15 protein-coding genes are annotated in these 16,692 nt (G+C 56.9%); 5 read left to right on the forward strand and 10 right to left on the reverse strand.

Annotation, left to right across the window (positions count from 1 at the left end; genetic code table 11):
- Positions 1-94: 94 nt before the first annotated feature.
- Positions 95-1,039 carry a PDR/VanB family oxidoreductase gene (locus tag ACR3E2_RS17635; RefSeq protein ID WP_480484327.1) on the reverse strand — a complete coding sequence of 315 codons (945 nt, stop codon included), beginning with the start codon at positions 1,037-1,039 and terminating at the stop codon, positions 95-97.
- Between the two features lie 140 nt (positions 1,040-1,179).
- Here ACR3E2_RS17635 and ACR3E2_RS17640 point away from each other — a divergent pair, with 140 nt between their 5' ends.
- The 4 genes from ACR3E2_RS17640 (at position 1,180) to ACR3E2_RS17655 (ending at position 6,292) form a co-directional block, all read left to right on the forward strand.
- On the forward strand, positions 1,180-2,085 hold the full coding sequence (locus ACR3E2_RS17640) for a LysR substrate-binding domain-containing protein (protein ID WP_480484326.1): 906 nt from the start codon (positions 1,180-1,182) through the stop codon (positions 2,083-2,085).
- A 103-nt stretch (positions 2,086-2,188) separates the two neighbouring features.
- On the forward strand, positions 2,189-3,346 hold the full coding sequence (locus tag ACR3E2_RS17645) for an aromatic ring-hydroxylating oxygenase subunit alpha (RefSeq protein WP_480484325.1): 1,158 nt from the start codon (positions 2,189-2,191) through the stop codon (positions 3,344-3,346).
- A gap of 133 nt (positions 3,347-3,479) precedes the next feature.
- Positions 3,480-3,719, forward strand: coding sequence for a hypothetical protein (locus tag ACR3E2_RS17650; protein ID WP_480484324.1), 240 nt, complete (start codon positions 3,480-3,482; stop codon positions 3,717-3,719).
- A 152-nt stretch (positions 3,720-3,871) separates the two neighbouring features.
- Positions 3,872-6,292 carry a GcvT family protein gene (locus tag ACR3E2_RS17655; RefSeq protein WP_480484323.1) on the forward strand — a complete coding sequence of 807 codons (2,421 nt, stop codon included), beginning with the start codon at positions 3,872-3,874 and terminating at the stop codon, positions 6,290-6,292.
- Here ACR3E2_RS17655 and ACR3E2_RS17660 read toward each other — a convergent pair.
- The 3 genes from ACR3E2_RS17660 to ACR3E2_RS17670 form a co-directional block, all read right to left on the reverse strand.
- Positions 6,289-7,533 carry a molybdopterin molybdotransferase MoeA gene (locus ACR3E2_RS17660; protein ID WP_480484322.1) on the reverse strand — a complete coding sequence of 415 codons (1,245 nt, stop codon included), beginning with the start codon at positions 7,531-7,533 and terminating at the stop codon, positions 6,289-6,291. The two genes, ACR3E2_RS17655 and ACR3E2_RS17660, sit on opposite strands and share 4 nt — an antisense overlap.
- A gap of 184 nt (positions 7,534-7,717) precedes the next feature.
- Positions 7,718-8,728, reverse strand: coding sequence for a D-cysteine desulfhydrase family protein (locus ACR3E2_RS17665; RefSeq protein ID WP_480484321.1), 1,011 nt, complete (start codon positions 8,726-8,728; stop codon positions 7,718-7,720).
- 139 nt (positions 8,729-8,867) lie between these two features.
- Entirely contained in the window at positions 8,868-9,560 is a 693-nt protein-coding gene (locus tag ACR3E2_RS17670; protein ID WP_267365173.1) for a Crp/Fnr family transcriptional regulator, read from the reverse strand.
- A 185-nt stretch (positions 9,561-9,745) separates the two neighbouring features.
- Between ACR3E2_RS17670 and hemA the strand changes: the two genes are divergently transcribed.
- Positions 9,746-10,969, forward strand: a complete 1,224-nt coding sequence (hemA, locus tag ACR3E2_RS17675; protein ID WP_480484320.1) for a 5-aminolevulinate synthase — start codon at positions 9,746-9,748, stop codon at positions 10,967-10,969.
- A gap of 53 nt (positions 10,970-11,022) precedes the next feature.
- Here the strand turns inward: hemA and ACR3E2_RS17680 are convergent, their stop codons facing one another.
- The 6 genes from ACR3E2_RS17680 to ACR3E2_RS17705 are packed head-to-tail and all read right to left on the reverse strand — an operon-like array spanning position 11,023 to position 16,441.
- On the reverse strand, positions 11,023-11,310 hold the full coding sequence (locus ACR3E2_RS17680) for a cytochrome C oxidase subunit IV family protein (RefSeq protein ID WP_480484319.1): 288 nt from the start codon (positions 11,308-11,310) through the stop codon (positions 11,023-11,025).
- Between the two features lie 5 nt (positions 11,311-11,315).
- Entirely contained in the window at positions 11,316-11,864 is a 549-nt protein-coding gene (locus tag ACR3E2_RS17685; RefSeq protein WP_209597161.1) for a cytochrome c oxidase subunit 3, read from the reverse strand.
- A complete protein-coding gene (locus ACR3E2_RS17690; protein WP_480484318.1) occupies positions 11,861-13,783 on the reverse strand; it encodes a nitric oxide reductase activation protein NorD in 1,923 nt (640 codons plus the stop codon). Before ACR3E2_RS17690 ends, ACR3E2_RS17685 begins: the two co-directional genes overlap by 4 nt.
- 9 nt (positions 13,784-13,792) lie before the next feature.
- The gene (locus ACR3E2_RS17695) at positions 13,793-14,602 is read right to left on the reverse strand and encodes an AAA family ATPase (protein ID WP_480484317.1); all 810 of its coding nucleotides are present in this window, start codon (positions 14,600-14,602) and stop codon (positions 13,793-13,795) included.
- 5 nt (positions 14,603-14,607) lie between these two features.
- Positions 14,608-15,975 carry a cbb3-type cytochrome c oxidase subunit I gene (locus ACR3E2_RS17700; RefSeq protein WP_209507056.1) on the reverse strand — a complete coding sequence of 456 codons (1,368 nt, stop codon included), beginning with the start codon at positions 15,973-15,975 and terminating at the stop codon, positions 14,608-14,610.
- Positions 15,976-15,991: 16 nt separating this feature from the next.
- Positions 15,992-16,441 carry a c-type cytochrome gene (locus tag ACR3E2_RS17705; RefSeq protein ID WP_209597154.1) on the reverse strand — a complete coding sequence of 150 codons (450 nt, stop codon included), beginning with the start codon at positions 16,439-16,441 and terminating at the stop codon, positions 15,992-15,994.
- Positions 16,442-16,692: the final 251 nt, after the last annotated feature.

The following is a 16,692-nucleotide window of genomic DNA, read 5'->3' on the forward strand; positions in this document are numbered from 1 at the left end:
AAGAATCCGACCCTTATGCTACTCGAAACGACGCACTCGGTTACTCGAAACACGTGTTAGCGAGAACAAGTAAAGGGCGTGATTGTGGTTCCTTCTACAGTTTCAATACCAATTTATCCGACTTGGCCCGCGAAACGCATGTGCACAGGAACTCATGCGTTTCCTGCTCTTGCGGAGTAAGTATACCGTCGCGATGATCAACTTCGCCGGAAACGACATCAACGATACAGGTTCCGCAAAGCCCTTCGGAGCAGCCGAAATCAACCTGCACACCATTGGCCTGCAAAACCTCCAGAATAGATTGGTCCTTTCCAACGGGATAGACCGCGCCGGTCGACTGGATCTCGATCTGGAAATCGGCGTTCGGGGCATGTTCAATGTCCGACGCGGCGGCGAACCGTTCAAAGTGTATCGCGCCGCCACGCAGCAAGGCACCCGCTTCCAGTACCGCATTCAGCATCGGTTCCGGGCCGCAGGTATAAACGTCTGCGCCCATCGGCATCGATTGCATGACCGATCTCAGATCGAATAGCCCGTCTGTGTTATCACAATGCAAATGATACCATTCATCCAGTCCAAGCGCCCGGAATTGCGCATCCATCGCCGCGTATTCTTTCGATCGAACAAGATAGTAGACACGAAAATCCTGCCCTCGGTTCAGCAACTCACGTGCCATTGCAACCAATGGTGTGGCCCCGATACCGCCAGCGATCAAAGTGACGTGTCGATCATGGCTTTCGAGTTTGAAATGGTTGCGGGGACCGCCGATTTCCACGGTCACGCCCTCTTGCAGGTCATGCATCGCCAGTGACCCGCCTCGCCCTTCGTCTTCGCGTTTGACGGCCACGTTGATCAGGCGTCCATCCTGGCTCCAGCTCCACAGCGAGTATTGCCGTATCAGACCGTCTTCAAGATGGATGTCCACATGCGCCCCGGGCTCAAGGCTGGTGAAGCGCCCGCTTTCGATCTCGAAGCAGAAATCAGAGGTGTCGGGGCTGAGTGGTGTTTTTCGCACAAGGCGGGCAACTTGAGTATCCATCACTTGTCCTGTTCGGTCTCACGTGGCGTACATTCTGCGTCGTTCAGCAAACAACAGGAAAAAAGATAGATTTCAATTGCAAAATTTCTAACATTCGGGTGAATTGAGCTCACCCAGAGTTCAAAAGCCAACAAACCTCCATGTCTCGACGCCACTACAACCTTCCTCCACTTACCACACTATCGGCCTTTGAAGCCGCCGCTCGGCATCTCAGTTTCAAAGAAGCCGCAAGCGAGCTTTCCGTGACGCCTGGTGCCGTCAGTCATCAGATTAAGGCGCTGGAAAGCGAGCTGGGCGCAGCCCTTTTTGTCCGAAAACACCGCGGCGTGGAACTGACCGAGGATGGGCAAGACCTGTTTGAGGCACTCGGCACTTCGTTCCGGCAGATTTCAAAGGTACTTGAAAAGATTCGCAGCAATGATTCCGAGAACCACGTAACCGTTGGATCAACCACTGCAGTCGCCGCACTTTGGCTGTCGCCGTCTGTCATCCGGTTCTGGCAGGATTATCCGCACGTGAAAGTGAACCAGATGGCGCAGGACAAGGCGTTCACGGACCGGCCGGATATCGACCTGTTCATCCGCTATGGCCGGGACGCGAACGCGCAACTCACGCACACGAAACTGTATCGCGATATCCTGACACCCGTTTGCAGCCCCCAGATGGCCGCGGACCTTAAAGGGGCCAGCCTTGAAGACCTCGTGCAGCGGCGGCTGATCCATCTCGAAACTCAGGACAGCACCTGGACGACCTGGTCATCCTGGTTCCACGACCTCGGGTTTTCTGGAGTTGTTCCCGTGGAATCGCGGGTGAACAGCTATGCGCTTGCCCTTCAGGTCGCGCGTAAAGGCGCGGGTCTTGCGTTGGGGTGGAAACGTCTGGTCCAGCCCATGCTCGCATCGGGGAAACTCGTAGCATTAGAGGAGTTCAGCCTGCCCGCCCCGGACAATTTCTATCTTGTCGGTCGCCCGGACGATCAGCTTTCGGAAGGGGCGCTGGCTCTCAAGAATTGGTTGCTCAACGAACTGTCTGAAGGTTCGGTTTAGCCTGCCTCAATTTGCCATTAGGTTTTTTAGTATTGAACGTGGGCGGCCTCAGCCGCCAATGGATGCAGCGATAAACTCATTCAAAATCACTCAGGAGTGGCCGATGAACAAGCACGCACCGCTTTCGTCTGTTCTGACACCGGTAAACACCGCAAAGGGTCTGCCGAACGAGCATTATATTGATCCCGCAGTTTTTGCCGAAGAACGGGATGCGGTCTTGTTTGCGAACTGGTCCGGCATCGGCTTTGGCAAAGACATTCCCGAGGCGGGAGATGCATATCCGATCGATTTCCTCGGTGTGCCGCTGTTGATGGTTCGTGATCGCGACGGTCAGATCGGCGTGTTCCAGAACACCTGTCGTCATCGCGGCATGATTTTGGTCGACAAGCCGCAAAAAATCCGCGGCGCGATCCGCTGCCCCTATCACAGCTGGTGCTACGGCCTGAATGGTGAACTGCGGACCGCCCCTCATGTCGGTGGCCCTGGGCAAAACACCCATGAAGATCTGGATTTCTCCGAGTTGGGCCTTATCCGCATCCGCTCGTATGTCTGGCGGGATGTTGTCTTTGTCAATGTCAGCGGCGACGCGCCGGAATTCGAAGATGTCCATGGCGAGTTGATGGAACGCTGGAAAGAATTCGATCAACCGATGTATCACGGTGGCGCTGGCGCATCGGTTTATCTTGAGTTGAACTCGAACTGGAAACTGGCTGTTGAGAACTACTGCGAAAGCTATCACCTGCCCTGGGTTCATCCCGGCCTGAACAGCTATTCGCGTCTGGAAGACCACTACAACATCAACGAACTGGGCAAATATTCGGGTCAGGGCACCTATGTCTACCGCCAGTTCGAGGGTCACGATGGCGAAAAGCTGGATGATTTCGAGAATCTGAGTGAGCAGTGGAATGACGGCGCGGAATATATCGTCGTTTACCCGAATACCCTGCTGGGTGTTCAGCGTGACCACGGCTTTGCCTTCCTCATCGATCCGATCACGCATGAGCGTTCGAACGAACGGATTGAGCTCTACTACGCCAAAAAACCCGAAGACGCACCCGAACACGAAGCGCTGCGTGCCAAGAATGCGCAACTGTGGAAAACAGTGTTCGAGGAAGACGTCTTTGTGGTTGAAGGCATGCAGAAAGGCCGTCACGGCGTGAAATTCGATGGCGGCCGTTTCTCGCCCGCGATGGACGGCCCGACCCATTGTTTTCATCATTGGGTGGCCACGCAAATCGAAAAAGCCCGCGCTGAAGTGTAAGCAATCCTGAAAATGTTGATCTGGTCAGGCCCTTCTGACCAGATCGCGGATCGGTTGTAACAACAGCAGACGGGACGGCGTTGCGTCTTTTGTCTCCTAGTGGACAGCCGGTGAATTCGCTGAAAGGGTCACAGTGGATCTGGACGAACTCGACAAACACCTCTTGCGGGCCCATGCGGAAAAAGATGTACCCGCATTGATCCGGCTGTATCACCAAGCGGCGATTCTCGCCGAAGAGCGCCAGCATCATGAAGCCGCGTGCTTCTATCTGACCCACGCATTTGTGTTTGCGCTGGAATACGGCGCGCCGGAGGCAGATGAGTTGAACCTGAAGTTGTTTGAACGTGGCTGCGCACACCGATTGACGTTCTGACGAGCTCATTTGCTTAAGCGTACCGCGACGCTAGGCAATTTTCAAAGTTTGAGTTTAGCTGACTTCATTCGATCTCGAATTTTGTCGACATTGTCGATGGGCCAGTCTTCATGAAAGAACAGGCGCGAACGAAAACGCGCGAGATAGCCAAAATGCGAAACGAAGCTCAGGCCGTGGTCATCGGCGGGGGAGTGATCGGGTGCTCGATCCTGTATCATTTGACCAAACTGGGATGGTCGGATGTTGTTCTGTTAGAGCGGGACGAGCTGACCTCGGGGTCAACCTGGCACGCAGCCGCCAACATTCACGGATTGCACGACAGTACCAATATCAGCCGCATCCAACATTACACGATGAGCCTGTATAAAGCGCTGGAAGCTGAAACCGGTCAAAGCTGCGGAGTATTCCAGCCCGGCTCGTTATACTTGGCCCAGACAGAAGAACGCGAACATCAGCTGAAGCTACAGGCCGCAAAGGCCAAGCTGTATGGCATGAATTTCTATGAGATCAGCATCGAGGAAGCCCAGAAGCTGAACCCGCTGGTCAATTACGAGGGCATCCGTTGCGTGATGTTCGAACCCGATGGCGGCAATGTGGACCCGTCGGGCGTGACCAATGCCTATGCGGTCGGCGCACGTCAACGTGGGGCGCAGATTCACCGTTTCACTCCGGTCACCGCAACCGAGCAGCAGGAGGATGGTAGTTGGATCGTCAGAACGCCAAAAGGTGACATCAGGACACGCTGGGTGGTGAACGCAGCGGGCCTGTGGGGGCGCGAGGTTGCTGCACTGGCTGGAATCGAACTGCCGCTGCAACCTACAGAGCACCAGTATTTCGTAACCGAATCCATGGCGGATGTGAAAAGCCACGGCACCCGCCTGCCGTCTGTGTCGGACCGGGATGGAGAGTATTACCTGCGTCAGGAAGGCAACGGCTTGCTGGTCGGCGCCTATGAGAAAGACATGAGGTTCTGGGCCGAAGAAGGCACGCCGCTGGATTTTGCCCACGACCTGTTCCCTGATGATCTGGAACGGATCGAAGAGAACGTGATGAACGCCATCGAACGCCTGCCCGCGGTTGGTGAAGCCGGGATCAAGCGTGTCATCAACGGCCCAATGATCTGGTCTCCGGATTCGAACGTTCTGATGGGGCCGGTGCCCGAGGTCGACGGCTATTTCTGCTGCAATGGTATCATCCCCGGCTTCTCGCAATCGGGTGGCATGGGCCTGATGGCAGCGCAATGGATCATCGAGGGTGAAACGGAATACGACATGTTCGCCTGGGATCTGGCGCGTTTTGACAGCTGGGCCACCAAGGCATTCACCAAAGCGCGCGTGGCAGATCAGTACAGTCATCGGTTCGCGATCCATTTCCCCAATGAAGAACGCAGCGCCGGTCGTCCGGCACGGGTTCGCCCGATCTATGAGGCGCAGAAAGCCATGGGCGCGGTTTTTGGCCTGAACGCCGGTTGGGAACATCCGCTGTGGTTTGCCGCAACGCCCGGCACCAAAGACACCAATGGCTTTACCCGTCAGAACTGGTGGGGACCGGTGGGCGAGGAATGCAGGATGTTGCGCGACCGTGCCGGGATCATCGATATCTCGAATTTCGCCAAATATGTCTGCAAGGGTCCGGGTGCAGCAGACTGGCTGAATGCCGTCTTTGCAAACACCATGCCCAAAACCGTTGGTCGGTCCTGTCTGACCCCACTGATTTCAAAGCGCGGCGGTATTGCAGGCGACTTTACCGTCACCCGCGTGGCTGATGACGAGTTCTGGGTGATCGGCTCGGGCATGGCAGAACGGTATCACAAACGCTTTTTCAAACAGGTTCCGCTGCCTGAAGGCACCGCTTTCGAAAGCAAAACCGAAGCGATGTGCGGCTTTAACGTGGCCGGGCCCAAATCCCGTGACATCCTGCAACGTCTGACCAACACATCGCTGGCAACCGAAGATTTCCCGTTCATGCGGTCCGCCAAGATCGAGCTGGCGGGAGTCCAGGTCCTTGCCCTGCGCGTCTCCTTTACTGGCGATCTGGGGTGGGAGCTGCATTGCGCCACCCAAGATCAAGCACGACTGTACAATGCCTTGATTGAGGCAGGCAAAGAGTTCGGGGCTGGCCCTGTTGGCAGTCGGGCACTGATGTCTATGCGGGTCGAAAAGGGCTATGGGTCTTGGAGCCGCGAATACAGCCCGGAATACTGGCCGCATGAAGTGGATCTTGATCGCCTCTGCAAATTCGAAAAGGACTTCCTCAACAAGGCAGCTGCGCAGAAAGTATTGCAGAACCCAGCTCGGGAAGACCTGGTGATCCTGCACCTTAACGAAACGGATGTGACAGCGTCCAACGCGGATGCAACAGGTGGCGAGCCGATCTTCAAGAACGGTGAAGGGATCGGTCGGGTGACCTCAGGCACCTATGGCTACACCGTCGGAATGTCGTTGGCCTTGGGATATGTAAAAAATGCCCAGCCAGGTGATGAGGTCGAGGTTATGGTTCTGGGGCGCCCACACAGGGCCACAATCCTGCATGAACCGCCCTTTGATGCCGCAGGAAAAGCGCTTAGGGCTTAAAACCGCAATAGCTCAAGGCGTTGCCCTTCGGGATATTCCGTCACTTCTGCCGGGATGATCGCCAATCCATCCGCTTGCGCAAGCAAAGCAACACGACCACTGTAGGACGGCTCCATCAGACGCAATCGGGGCCGTCCGTCCAGTGTGTGACCGTCAATCTGAACCGGGCGATATTCCTGTCGGCCTGCGGTGCGGTACAAAGGTTCCGACAGAACTGCTTGTACGGCTGCGTGCGGTGTGTGGTGCAGACCGGCGCGGCGCGCCATCATCTGCGATCCGAAAATTTGCCAGGTCACAAAAGCAGAAACCGTGTTACCAGGCAGACCGATGTAAAGCGCACGGCCACGCCGACCGAACATGATGGGCTTGCCCGGTTTCATTGCGACTTTCATCACATCCGTCACGCCACCGATCTCGGTGAACAGACGCGGCATATGATCTTCATCGCCGACAGAAACACCACCGGTTGTGATAATCAGGTCAGAGGTTTCAGTCGCGTCCAGCAAGACCTGTTTCAAAAGCTCGGGATCATCTTCAACCTGCCCCCGGTCCGTGAGTTCAATCCAAGGCTTCTGCAACAGCGCAAGCAGCATGTAACGGTTCGAATTATAGATCTGCCCCGGCCCAAGGGGCTCACCCGGTTGGCGCAATTCACTGCCGGTTGAAAAGATCAAAACCTTCAGCTTGCGGAGGACCACGACCTCGCCATACCCGGCGGAAGCAAGGGCTGCCACCTCACGCGGGCCAATCTCGCAGCCGCGCCGCAGGATCGGCGCTCCGGCACGAAGGTCTTCACCGGCACGCCGGATATGTTGCCCGGGCTTTGGACGGCGGCTGAAGCGAATTTGTCCCTCCACAAAATCACAATCTTCCTGCATGACGATGGCGTCGTAATCAGAGGGAACGGGCGCTCCGGTAAAAATCCTCAGCGCGCTACCCACAGGTGCAGCATGAGATCCGCTGTCCCCCGCCGCGATGCGACCCGCCACCGGCATCTGGAACAGGTCGGTATCGCCAAGATCGGCTGTTCGAACCGCATAGCCATCCATTGCCGAATTGTCGAAAGCGGGCATATCGACCTTGCTGAAACAGTCGCAGGCCAATACTCGCCCAATTGCAGCGGCCAAAGGCAGCGTTTCCGTTTCTGTGATCGGATCAGCAGCGGACAGGCCCCGGCGCAGGGCCTCATCCACGCTCAGATACATATGCGCGTGTCGATCACAGCCGCATCCATCAGCCATATCCAGCCTCCAACTCTGCGAACATGCCTTCCATCCATTCTAAGGTGGGCTAGGCTCGCTCAACCGACACGACATCCGCGGTACTGTCATTGACATAGGTCACGTGAAACCGCGTCGCGCGCTTCGAAACGACGAGTTGGCTCGCCAAGCGCGACTTCCGCTACAGTGGCTTCCCGGATGGCTCTCAGGCCGGGAACAGCTCTTCCTGATATGCGAACAGCGCGGGTTGCCCACCCGTATGCAACAGCACAACTTTCTGGCCCTGTTGAATTGTGCCGTTTTCAAGTAATTCCAACAAACCTGCAAAGGTTTTGGCCGAGTAGACCGGATCAAGAAAAACACCCTCGGCACGCGCCATCTGTTCAAGCGCCCTCCGTGTGGACGGACCTATCCGCCCGTATCCAGGGGGCAATGTGCCGTCCCATGTGAGGATGTCATTCATGACCAGAGCCGGGTCAAACTTCATCATACCCGCCAACCGTTCCAATACCTTTTGCAACCGCGCATGTTGCTGGTGGCGGTCGCGGCGAACGCAGATGCCATAAACAGGTGCCGTGTTGCCAGCCAGCCGCAGCCCGGCCAAAAACCCGCCGTGGGTCGAACCGCTGCCGGATGGCACCACCGCCACGTCGAAATCGGCGATCTGATCCAGTAGTTCGGCAGCCCCGGCCACATAACCTAACGCCCCCAAGGGCGGATGATCGATGCCCAAGTGAATTACATATGGTTTTCGGCCCTCAGCGATCAGCTGATCTGCCCGCGCGTGAAGGGCATTGTCGGCCCCGGCCTCGTCTTCTCCGGTATCGTAGTGCATGTGCTCGGCACCCAGAAGCCGGGCCAGAAGTACATTTCCCGAGGAATAATAATGTTCTCCCATATCCGGCACACGCTCTTCCAATTGAAGCACGGCCTCCATCCCAAGCTTCGATGCAGCCATGGCAGCCGTGCGCACGAAATTGGATTGCACAGCGCCGGTGATCAGAATGGTATCTGCCCCCTGTTTTTGTGCCTCGCCCATATAGAATTCAAGCTGTCGGGTCTTGTTGCCGCCAAAGCTCAACCCTGTCAGATCATCCCGCTTGATCCACAGATCCAGACCAAGCTGGTCGGACAGACGGTCGAGCCGTTCGATCGGTGTAGCAGCTGTCATCAGTCTCGCGCGGGGAAAACCGGCCAGTAGCTGTTCAATCGTCATGCCTGTGTTCCATCAACTCACCCATTCAGCATCACGCCCGATAGGGCATATCCAGCAAGAATAGGAAAGATAGTGATTGCCGGAAAGATCGCAGACCGGGAATGGCCAGTTTACTATACAGAGCAACCGTCACGCGGCTCTATTTCTCGCTCGGGTCGCTTTCCGCGTAATTCCGCAATACATCCATATCTGCAATTTCCGCGTGGTTTCGGTTGATCTTAACCCCAACTGGTTTCAACCTCGAAAACGCGCGGCTCAGGCTTTCGGGTTTCATCCCCAGACGCCCGGCGATCAGCATCTTGTCATACGGCAGTTCAACTTCGCACTGGCCGGCATCGCAATCACACAGGTTCAGCAGGAATTCCGCGACACGCTGCGCACCGGTCTGGGCTTTGAGCTGTTCGAGCTGCGCCACCAGGGAATGCAGATGCGTGAATGTGGCCGCCAGGATCGATACGCAGATTTCCGGGTCTTGCTTCATCAGCGACAGCAGCACCGGACTTGGGATGTGCATGATCTCGCAGGGAGATACCGCCTCGGCCGAAACGGGATAGCGCACATTGCGCAGCGCAACGGCTTCGCCAAAGCTTTCACCACGCGTGAAAACGCTCACCACGGCTTCGGCACCGGTCGGGGAAATGCGAAACAGCTTGACCCAACCAGCCAGTACAACATGTACGGCCTTGGCCTCTTCCTCTTGCAGAAAGATCGTCTCGCCCCGGTCGTATTGCCGCCAGACGGCCTGACGCAGCAGAGTATCGACATGTTGCTCTGGCAGGCTTCGCAAGAGCAGTGACTGCCGCGCAATTATCTTTTGTGCCTCGTGTGACAAGAAGGCAGCCCCTTATTCGTCCGCTCCGGGAACACCCCCGGATGATCAACCCTGAGATATGCTATGCCAAAGCCAGCGCGGGGGTGCCACCCTTTTCTCAGTCTCCAACTTGACTATTGTCATGTAAGGGCGGGCGCCACTGGCATAGGTTCAACGAAATTTCAGTTATCCGGGGAGCACGCCAGATGGACTTCGAGCAATTTTTCAGCCAGAGCCTCGACACTTTGAAAGACGAAGGCAACTACCGGATTTTCATCGACCTGCAACGCCGTCGTGGCGCGTTTCCGAACGCGCGTCAAACCGACGGGCCGGTTCAGCGGGATGTGCGGATCTGGTGCTCAAATGACTATCTGGGCATGGGTCAGCACCCTTCGGTGATCTCTGCCATGCACGACGCACTGGATCGCTGCGGAGCAGGCGCTGGCGGTACGCGCAATATCTCGGGCACCACGCATGATCACGTTCTGCTTGAGGCTGAGTTAGCTGATCTGCATGAGAAAGAAGCCGCGTTGCTGTTCACCTCGGGATATGTGTCGAACTGGGCTGCTTTGGGGACATTGGCCGCGCGAATTCCCGGGCTGATCGTGTTTTCTGACGCGCTCAACCACGCCTCGATGATCGAAGGTATCCGGCATTCGCGTGCCCAGAAGGTGATTTGGAAACATAACGATCTGGCGGATTTGGACGCCAAATTGGCCGCAGCGGATCCCGACGCACCCAAAATGATCGCATTTGAATCGGTTTACTCCATGGATGGCGATATCGCTCCCATCAAGGAAATCTGCGATCTGGCTGACAAATACGGCGCGATGACCTATCTGGACGAGGTTCATGCCGTCGGCCTTTACGGCCCGCGCGGTGGCGGGATTGCTGAACGCGATGGATTGATGGATCGCCTGACGGTCATCGAAGGTACATTGGGCAAAGCGTTCGGCGTGGTTGGTGGGTATATCGCGGCCTCAGCCGCGCTGTGTGATTTTGTCCGCAGCTTTGCCAGTGGCTTCATCTTCACGACTGCCCTACCCCCATCGATTGCAGCCGGCGCTGCCGCATCGATCCGGCATTTGAAGCATTCAAGTGCAGAGCGTGACTTGCAAAAGACTCGCGTGGCGCAGGTACGCGCCCGATTGGATGCCGAGGGCATTCCGCATTTGCCCAACCCCAGCCATATCATCCCGGTAATGGTTGGCGACCCTGTGAAGTGTAAATTCATTTCGGACACCCTGCTTGAGGAGTTTGGCATCTACATTCAGCCGATCAACTATCCCACAGTTCCAAAAGGAACCGAGCGCCTGCGGATCACGCCGTCACCCGTTCATACGGATGAGGACATCGATCATCTGGTGGGCGCCCTGTCGGCGCTGTGGCAGCGCTGTCAGATCGCGCGGATGCCAATGGCCGCACAATAACCTAAGCGTCCCTTTGCTTGGTAACCTGCCGTCCCTTTTAGGGGCGGCTTTTTTCAGATCAGGTAAAGTGCGAAGATCATAGCAGAGAACCCCGTCAGAACCAAGGTGAAGCCTCGCAGCCAGCCCGGGCTTTCAGCCAGGTCCAGATATCGGGCCAGAATCACACGGGTTTTGATCAGGGCAAGGAGCAGGATACCGCCTGCAATGAGTGCGTCAGGCGTTTTCATCAGGGTCAAAAGCGTTGAAGCCAGACTGAGCGCCAAAAGCGCCAGCCACGCGCCGGTGAGTGAGTTCGGACGCCTCCGGCGGGAGTATTTAGCAAAAGATGAAGTTGCCGGCATATTGTTTATCCCAGAAGATAAATCACGGGAAACAGCAGGATCCAGACCAGATCGACCATGTGCCAGAACTGTGCGCCCGCCTCGATGTTACGAGGATCATCGCGCCACGCGACCAGCAACAGAATACCCACCCCGGCCAGAACATGCGCCGCGTGAAATCCTGTCAGCAGGTAGTAGAACATGAAGAACGGGTGGGTTTCATAGGTAATGCCCTGCCCCGCCTTTCCAGCATATTCCACGCTTTTGATAACCAGGAATGCGATCCCAAGTACGGCCGCGCCTGTCAGGGCAAGCCTGGCCTTGAACCGGAATGCTGCGCGGCGCCAGTTCAGGGCCTGCGCGGCCAGGTAGCCAGATGTGACCAGTATTGCAGTGTTAAAGGCTGCACCTGTTCGATAAAGATGCGATTGCGCCTCGGCAAAGCCTGCAGGGTCGGTCAGGCGAACGCCCATGAACGCGATCAGCCCGGCACCAAAAACCAGCAGCTCACTGATAATCAGAACCCACATCAGCAATTCGCCCGGAAGCTCGTCGATGAAGGAGGTTTCGCTCATGCACCGACCAATTGGCGATATATTTGCGGCAACGCCATGGTCAGGCGGTGCGGGTCTGGGATAACAGCGAAACCGCCCTGTCCGAACATGCGGGGGAACCAGCTTTTGCCGGTTTTGTCGATGGTGACACCAAAAACCGATTGCCCGGCGCGGCGTGCCTCACGCACGGCCATGCAGGTGTCTTCAATACCGTGACGCCCTTCGTAATGGTCAAGGTCATTGGGTTTGCCATCGGTGATCACCAGCAACAGGCGGCGTTTGCGGGTCTGACTTGCCAGATCCTTTGAACAGTGGCGGATCGCGGCCCCAAGCCGCGTGTAGTGACCGGGTCGCAGTGACGCGATACGTTGTTCAACTTTGGCGCCCATCGGCTCATCAAACCGTTTGCATCGCTGGATATAGACGCGCTGACGTTTCAGCGAACTGAAGGCATGAATGGCGAAATCGTCACCGCAGGCGTTCAGGCCCCAGGCCAAAGCAGCCAGGGCTTCACGTTCAATGTCGATCACGGCGCGACCGGTTACGGCACTTTCAGTGGACCGGCTGACATCCAGCAGGATCGAGACTGCCAGATCGCGCGCCTCGGGGCGGGATTGTTGCCAAATGCGGTCGTTGCTTTCGCCACTGGCCATGCGGTCAGTTTCGGCGCGCACGGCGGCTTCGATATCCAACTGGTCACCGTCCAGATGGCCGCGTGTCATCACGCGTCCAGGGCGCAGCGCCTCGAACTGGCGTTTGACCGCGCGGATACGGCGGGCGGTGGCAGGGTCCTTGCCAAACGCGGCAGCATCGTCGCGGATATCCGCATCCGACAGCAGGACGTTGACGTGATCTGCTAGATATCGGCCCGAACGCACGTCCCATTCGGGATAAAGGATGCGACCGGACAGACGCTCCCGGTTCACATCCTCGGGTGCCAGATCAAGGTGCAGTTTCAGCCGCGTTGGCGGGGCTTTTGATATCTGACCCAGGCCAATCTCTTCCTGGTCATCGGCCGCTTTCTTGGCATTGTCGGGATCATCATCGTCGATGCGGCGGTTGATGTTCAGGAACTCGGCCCAGCTGAGGATGGCTTCGAACTTATGCAGAATGAAACTGTCGCTGCGCTCGGCCTGATCCGATTTGCGACGACGGGCGCGGTGGGTTTTCTCACCGGATTCCTCGGGTGGACCTTCAGTTTCGGGGTTTTCCACCTCGTTATGTTCGGAAAAGCCAACTGCGCGCAGTTCGGGCCACAGGGGAACCGGGCGCATAGGCTGATAGCCGCGAGGGGCGATCAGGTCCTCGTCCAGTGTCAGAAGCTGCTCGGCTTTCGCCGACAGCGGTTGAGGGTCACCCAACTTATGGCGGATCAGCTCTTCAACTGCGTCTTCAATCGGTGGCAGGTTGGGGATATCGCGCTGATGCAGCACGCCCTTGCAAAGTTCGGTGTAAAGCGGGCGCAGGCCGGGGGCGTCGTCCAGCGTCGTATCAACCATTCTCTGCGCGGCGATCAGCGCGCGCAGGTCGGCGCGCAGCGGATCGTCTTCATCAATTCGCGTTCCGGCATGGGCAGCCGCAGCGGCCAGCCAGACATACAGCGCGCCGTTGGCTTCGCGCGCAGGAAAAACCGCCAACCGGTCCGGCAAGCGCAAGACTTCGCCATCAAACGAAGCGCGCGGCATCAGCTCCACTTCGGTCGCCAGACGCCGACGCCAACTTAGGCGGTGATGTGAAACCTCGGGCGAGACCGGGCGCAATTCTACGCCCGGACCACCGCCCAGCCCTCGAAAGAGGACGGCCAGCCGCCCCGCGACCTCAGAGAGGTCGACCGCGGCTCCATCGTGCACCTGGGGTGCATCGAGGCGGCTGGCAAGGGTGTGCCACAGTTTCCCGATCGTTTCTTCGGGTTCCCATGGCTCAAAATCGATCTTGACCATCGGCCGGCCTCACCCAAAGACAGCCGTAACAAGATCGAGGAGCCCGCGTTTGATATCCTCGTCATCTGTCAGAGGTTCAATCATGGCGGCAAGGATGGCACGGTCGGTGGACATGCCTTGTGCGATCAGCGTCGCGGCATAAACAACCAGTCGGGTGGAAACGCCTTCCTCAAGATCCTGACCCTTGAGCCCGCGCAGCTTACCCGCCAGCCGCACCAGCGGCTTGCAACGTTCCAGCGGCAGACCGCTTTCCTGTGCAACCACTTCGGCTTCCATCTGCGCGGACGGGAAATCGAACTCCAAAGAGATGAAGCGTTGCCGAGTCGAAGGTTTCAGGGTTTTTAGGATATTCTGGTAACCGGGGTTGTACGACGCCACCAGCATGAAGCCGGGTGCGGCCTCAAGTTCTTCGCCGGTGCGGTCGATTGGCAGGATGCGCCGGTCATCGGTCAGCGGGTGCAGAACAACAGTAACGTCCTTGCGGGCCTCGACCACCTCATCGAGATAGCAGATTGCGCCTTCGCGCACCGCGCGGGTCAGGGGGCCATCAACCCAGACGGTTTCCCCGCCTTTCAGCAGATAACGGCCAATCAGGTCGGCGGCGGCCAGATCGTCATGGCAGGCTACGGTATAAAGCGGGCGGCCAAGTTTTGCGGCCATGTGGGCGACAAAGCGGGTTTTGCCGCAGCCCGTCGGACCTTTCAGAAGAACTGGCAAATCGTTGTTATACGCTGCGGCAAATACATCGCATTCATCGCCTTGGGGCAGGTAGAAGGGGGCGTTTGCCGCCCCCTCATTCAGTTTCATGGAACCGTCCATATCCATCACTCCGCAGGGGTTTCAGCTGCGCCGGGTTCAATGACTTCTTTCCGGGGAACCCAGATCGAGTAGATGAACAGCAGCGCACCAAGGACCACGACGATACCGGAACCCAGACGCATCCAGTAGAAGATTGCGATCTGGTCTTGTACGTCCATGAAGTAGTCTCCGACCACACGTTGCATGTGAGTCTGCACGGTACCACCGAAGGTCAACACGAAGGTCATAAAGACCATACCGCTGGTCATCAGCCAGAACGAGCCCATGTTCAGCACCTGATTGTAAGGATCACGATTCTTCAGGATCGGCATCGCGTAGCTGAAGATCGCAAGGTTGAGGCAGACATAGGCGCCGTAGAAGGCCAGGTGACCATGGGCCGCAGTGATTTGCGTACCGTGGGTATAATAGTTCACCCCGTGCAGCGTATGCAGAAAGCCCCAGACACCGGCACCGAAGAAGGCAAGCGTTGCGCAACCCAGCGACCACAGCAGAGCGGCTTTGTTGGGGTGGTCACGACGGCCTTTCCAGACCATGACGAAGGCAAAGGCCATCATCGCGAAGAACGGGATCACCTCGAGGCTTGAGAAGATCGAACCGATCCACTGCCAGTAACCGGGGGTACCGATCCAATAGTAGTGGTGACCTGTTCCAAGAATGCCCGAGAACAGCGCAGCGGCGACGATGACGTATAGCCATTTTTCCACCACCTCGCGGTCAACACCGGTCAGCTTCAGCATCAGGTACGCCAAGATCGACGCCATGATCAGTTCCCACACACCTTCGACCCACAGGTGGACAACATACCACCAGTATTGCTTGTCCAGCGACAGGTTGCCCGGGTTGTAGAAGGCAAACAGGAACAGCAGCGCCAAACCCCACAGACCCAACAACAGGATGTTGGTGATGGCAGTCTTCTTGCCCTTCAGAACGGTCATGGACACGTTGTAAAGGAAGATCAGCGCGGCAACGACGATACCGGCCTTGACCCATTTGGGTTGCTCAAGGAACTCGCGCCCCTCTTTGCCCAGCAGCCAGTTGCCTTCGAACAGGTTGAAGACATAGGTCAAAACCACGCCCAACGTACCGACCACAAGAATGATCAGCTGCAAATAGGCCAGCTTGGGCGAATGGATTTCACGCTCGGCCTCTTCCGGGATCAGGAAATAGGCCGCCCCGAAGAAGCCCAGTATCAGCCAGACAATCAGCGAGTTGGTGTGCAGCATCCGCACGATATTGAACGGCAGAAGCTCGCTCAGGAAGTTAGGCGACACATAGATCAGACCGGCCAGCAGGCCGCCGATCACCTGGATCGCGAACAACGCCATGGCTACCGCAAAGTAGGCATAGGCGATTTTTTGGGATTCATATTTCATTGCTCCATTCCCCTTCTCAGCCAGCCTCGTTGGGCGGCCAGTCCTGAGCATCGATATTGTCCGTCCAGATCAGGAAGTTGGTCAGATCCCGGATCTCTTCGTCGCTGAGGTTGAATTGCGGCATCTGCCGACGACCGGGAATGCCGGTGGGTTGTGCCTCCATCCAGCCCTTGAGGGATTCAAAGGCCGATTCCGGGTCGTCCAACACGCCCCAACGTGTCATCACATTGCCGACCTCAGGGGCAAAGTACGCCCCTTCGCCAAGGATCGTGTGGCAGTTGATACAGGCGTGTTTTTCCCAAACATGTTTGCCCCGAACCACACTTTCGTCGAGCTTCGCGGCATTTTCGGAATTGACGATATACAGATGTGAATGGGCTGATAGAGCCAGAAAGATGAGGATGAAGAACAGTGACCCGCCATAGAATATGTTGCGAGCCATGCTCTTTGTCATGACTTCTCGCATCGCGCTCTCCTTTGCGCAGATTAGCTAGTGCAGGCAACATGACGTGCGGGTCACAGGGCTGCCTTAACGAAAGTCAAGACTTCTAAAGTATCCTCAGGAACGAGATCAGAGATCCGCAAACACCGAGAATAACGAAATGACCTTAGGGTCGCCTTGAAATCTGAGGCAATTGTGAACACTTTCGCGTCGACTTCTTGATATACCGGACGTAATCAACCACCTGAGAAAAGGTGAAAATTCCGCTTCAAAGA

The organism is Ruegeria sp. AL7 (assembly GCF_056536105.1).

Bases quoted from the DNA above. Each gene is read 5' to 3' on its own strand.
- ACR3E2_RS17635 (WP_480484327.1), bottom strand. From the start codon at position 1,039: ATGGATACTCAAGTTGCCCGCCTTGTGCGAAAAACACCACTCAGCCCC.
- ACR3E2_RS17640 (WP_480484326.1), top strand. From the start codon at position 1,180: ATGTCTCGACGCCACTACAACCTTCCTCCACTTACCACACTATCGGCC.
- ACR3E2_RS17645 (WP_480484325.1), top strand. From the start codon at position 2,189: ATGAACAAGCACGCACCGCTTTCGTCTGTTCTGACACCGGTAAACACC.
- ACR3E2_RS17655 (WP_480484323.1), top strand. From the start codon at position 3,872: ATGCGAAACGAAGCTCAGGCCGTGGTCATCGGCGGGGGAGTGATCGGG.
- ACR3E2_RS17660 (WP_480484322.1), bottom strand. From the start codon at position 7,533: ATGGCTGATGGATGCGGCTGTGATCGACACGCGCATATGTATCTGAGC.
- ACR3E2_RS17665 (WP_480484321.1), bottom strand. From the start codon at position 8,728: ATGACGATTGAACAGCTACTGGCCGGTTTTCCCCGCGCGAGACTGATG.
- hemA (WP_480484320.1), top strand. From the start codon at position 9,746: ATGGACTTCGAGCAATTTTTCAGCCAGAGCCTCGACACTTTGAAAGAC.
- ACR3E2_RS17680 (WP_480484319.1), bottom strand. From the start codon at position 11,310: ATGCCGGCAACTTCATCTTTTGCTAAATACTCCCGCCGGAGGCGTCCG.
- ACR3E2_RS17685 (WP_209597161.1), bottom strand. From the start codon at position 11,864: ATGAGCGAAACCTCCTTCATCGACGAGCTTCCGGGCGAATTGCTGATG.
- ACR3E2_RS17690 (WP_480484318.1), bottom strand. From the start codon at position 13,783: ATGGTCAAGATCGATTTTGAGCCATGGGAACCCGAAGAAACGATCGGG.
- ACR3E2_RS17695 (WP_480484317.1), bottom strand. From the start codon at position 14,602: ATGGACGGTTCCATGAAACTGAATGAGGGGGCGGCAAACGCCCCCTTC.
- ACR3E2_RS17700 (WP_209507056.1), bottom strand. From the start codon at position 15,975: ATGAAATATGAATCCCAAAAAATCGCCTATGCCTACTTTGCGGTAGCC.
- ACR3E2_RS17705 (WP_209597154.1), bottom strand. From the start codon at position 16,441: ATGCGAGAAGTCATGACAAAGAGCATGGCTCGCAACATATTCTATGGC.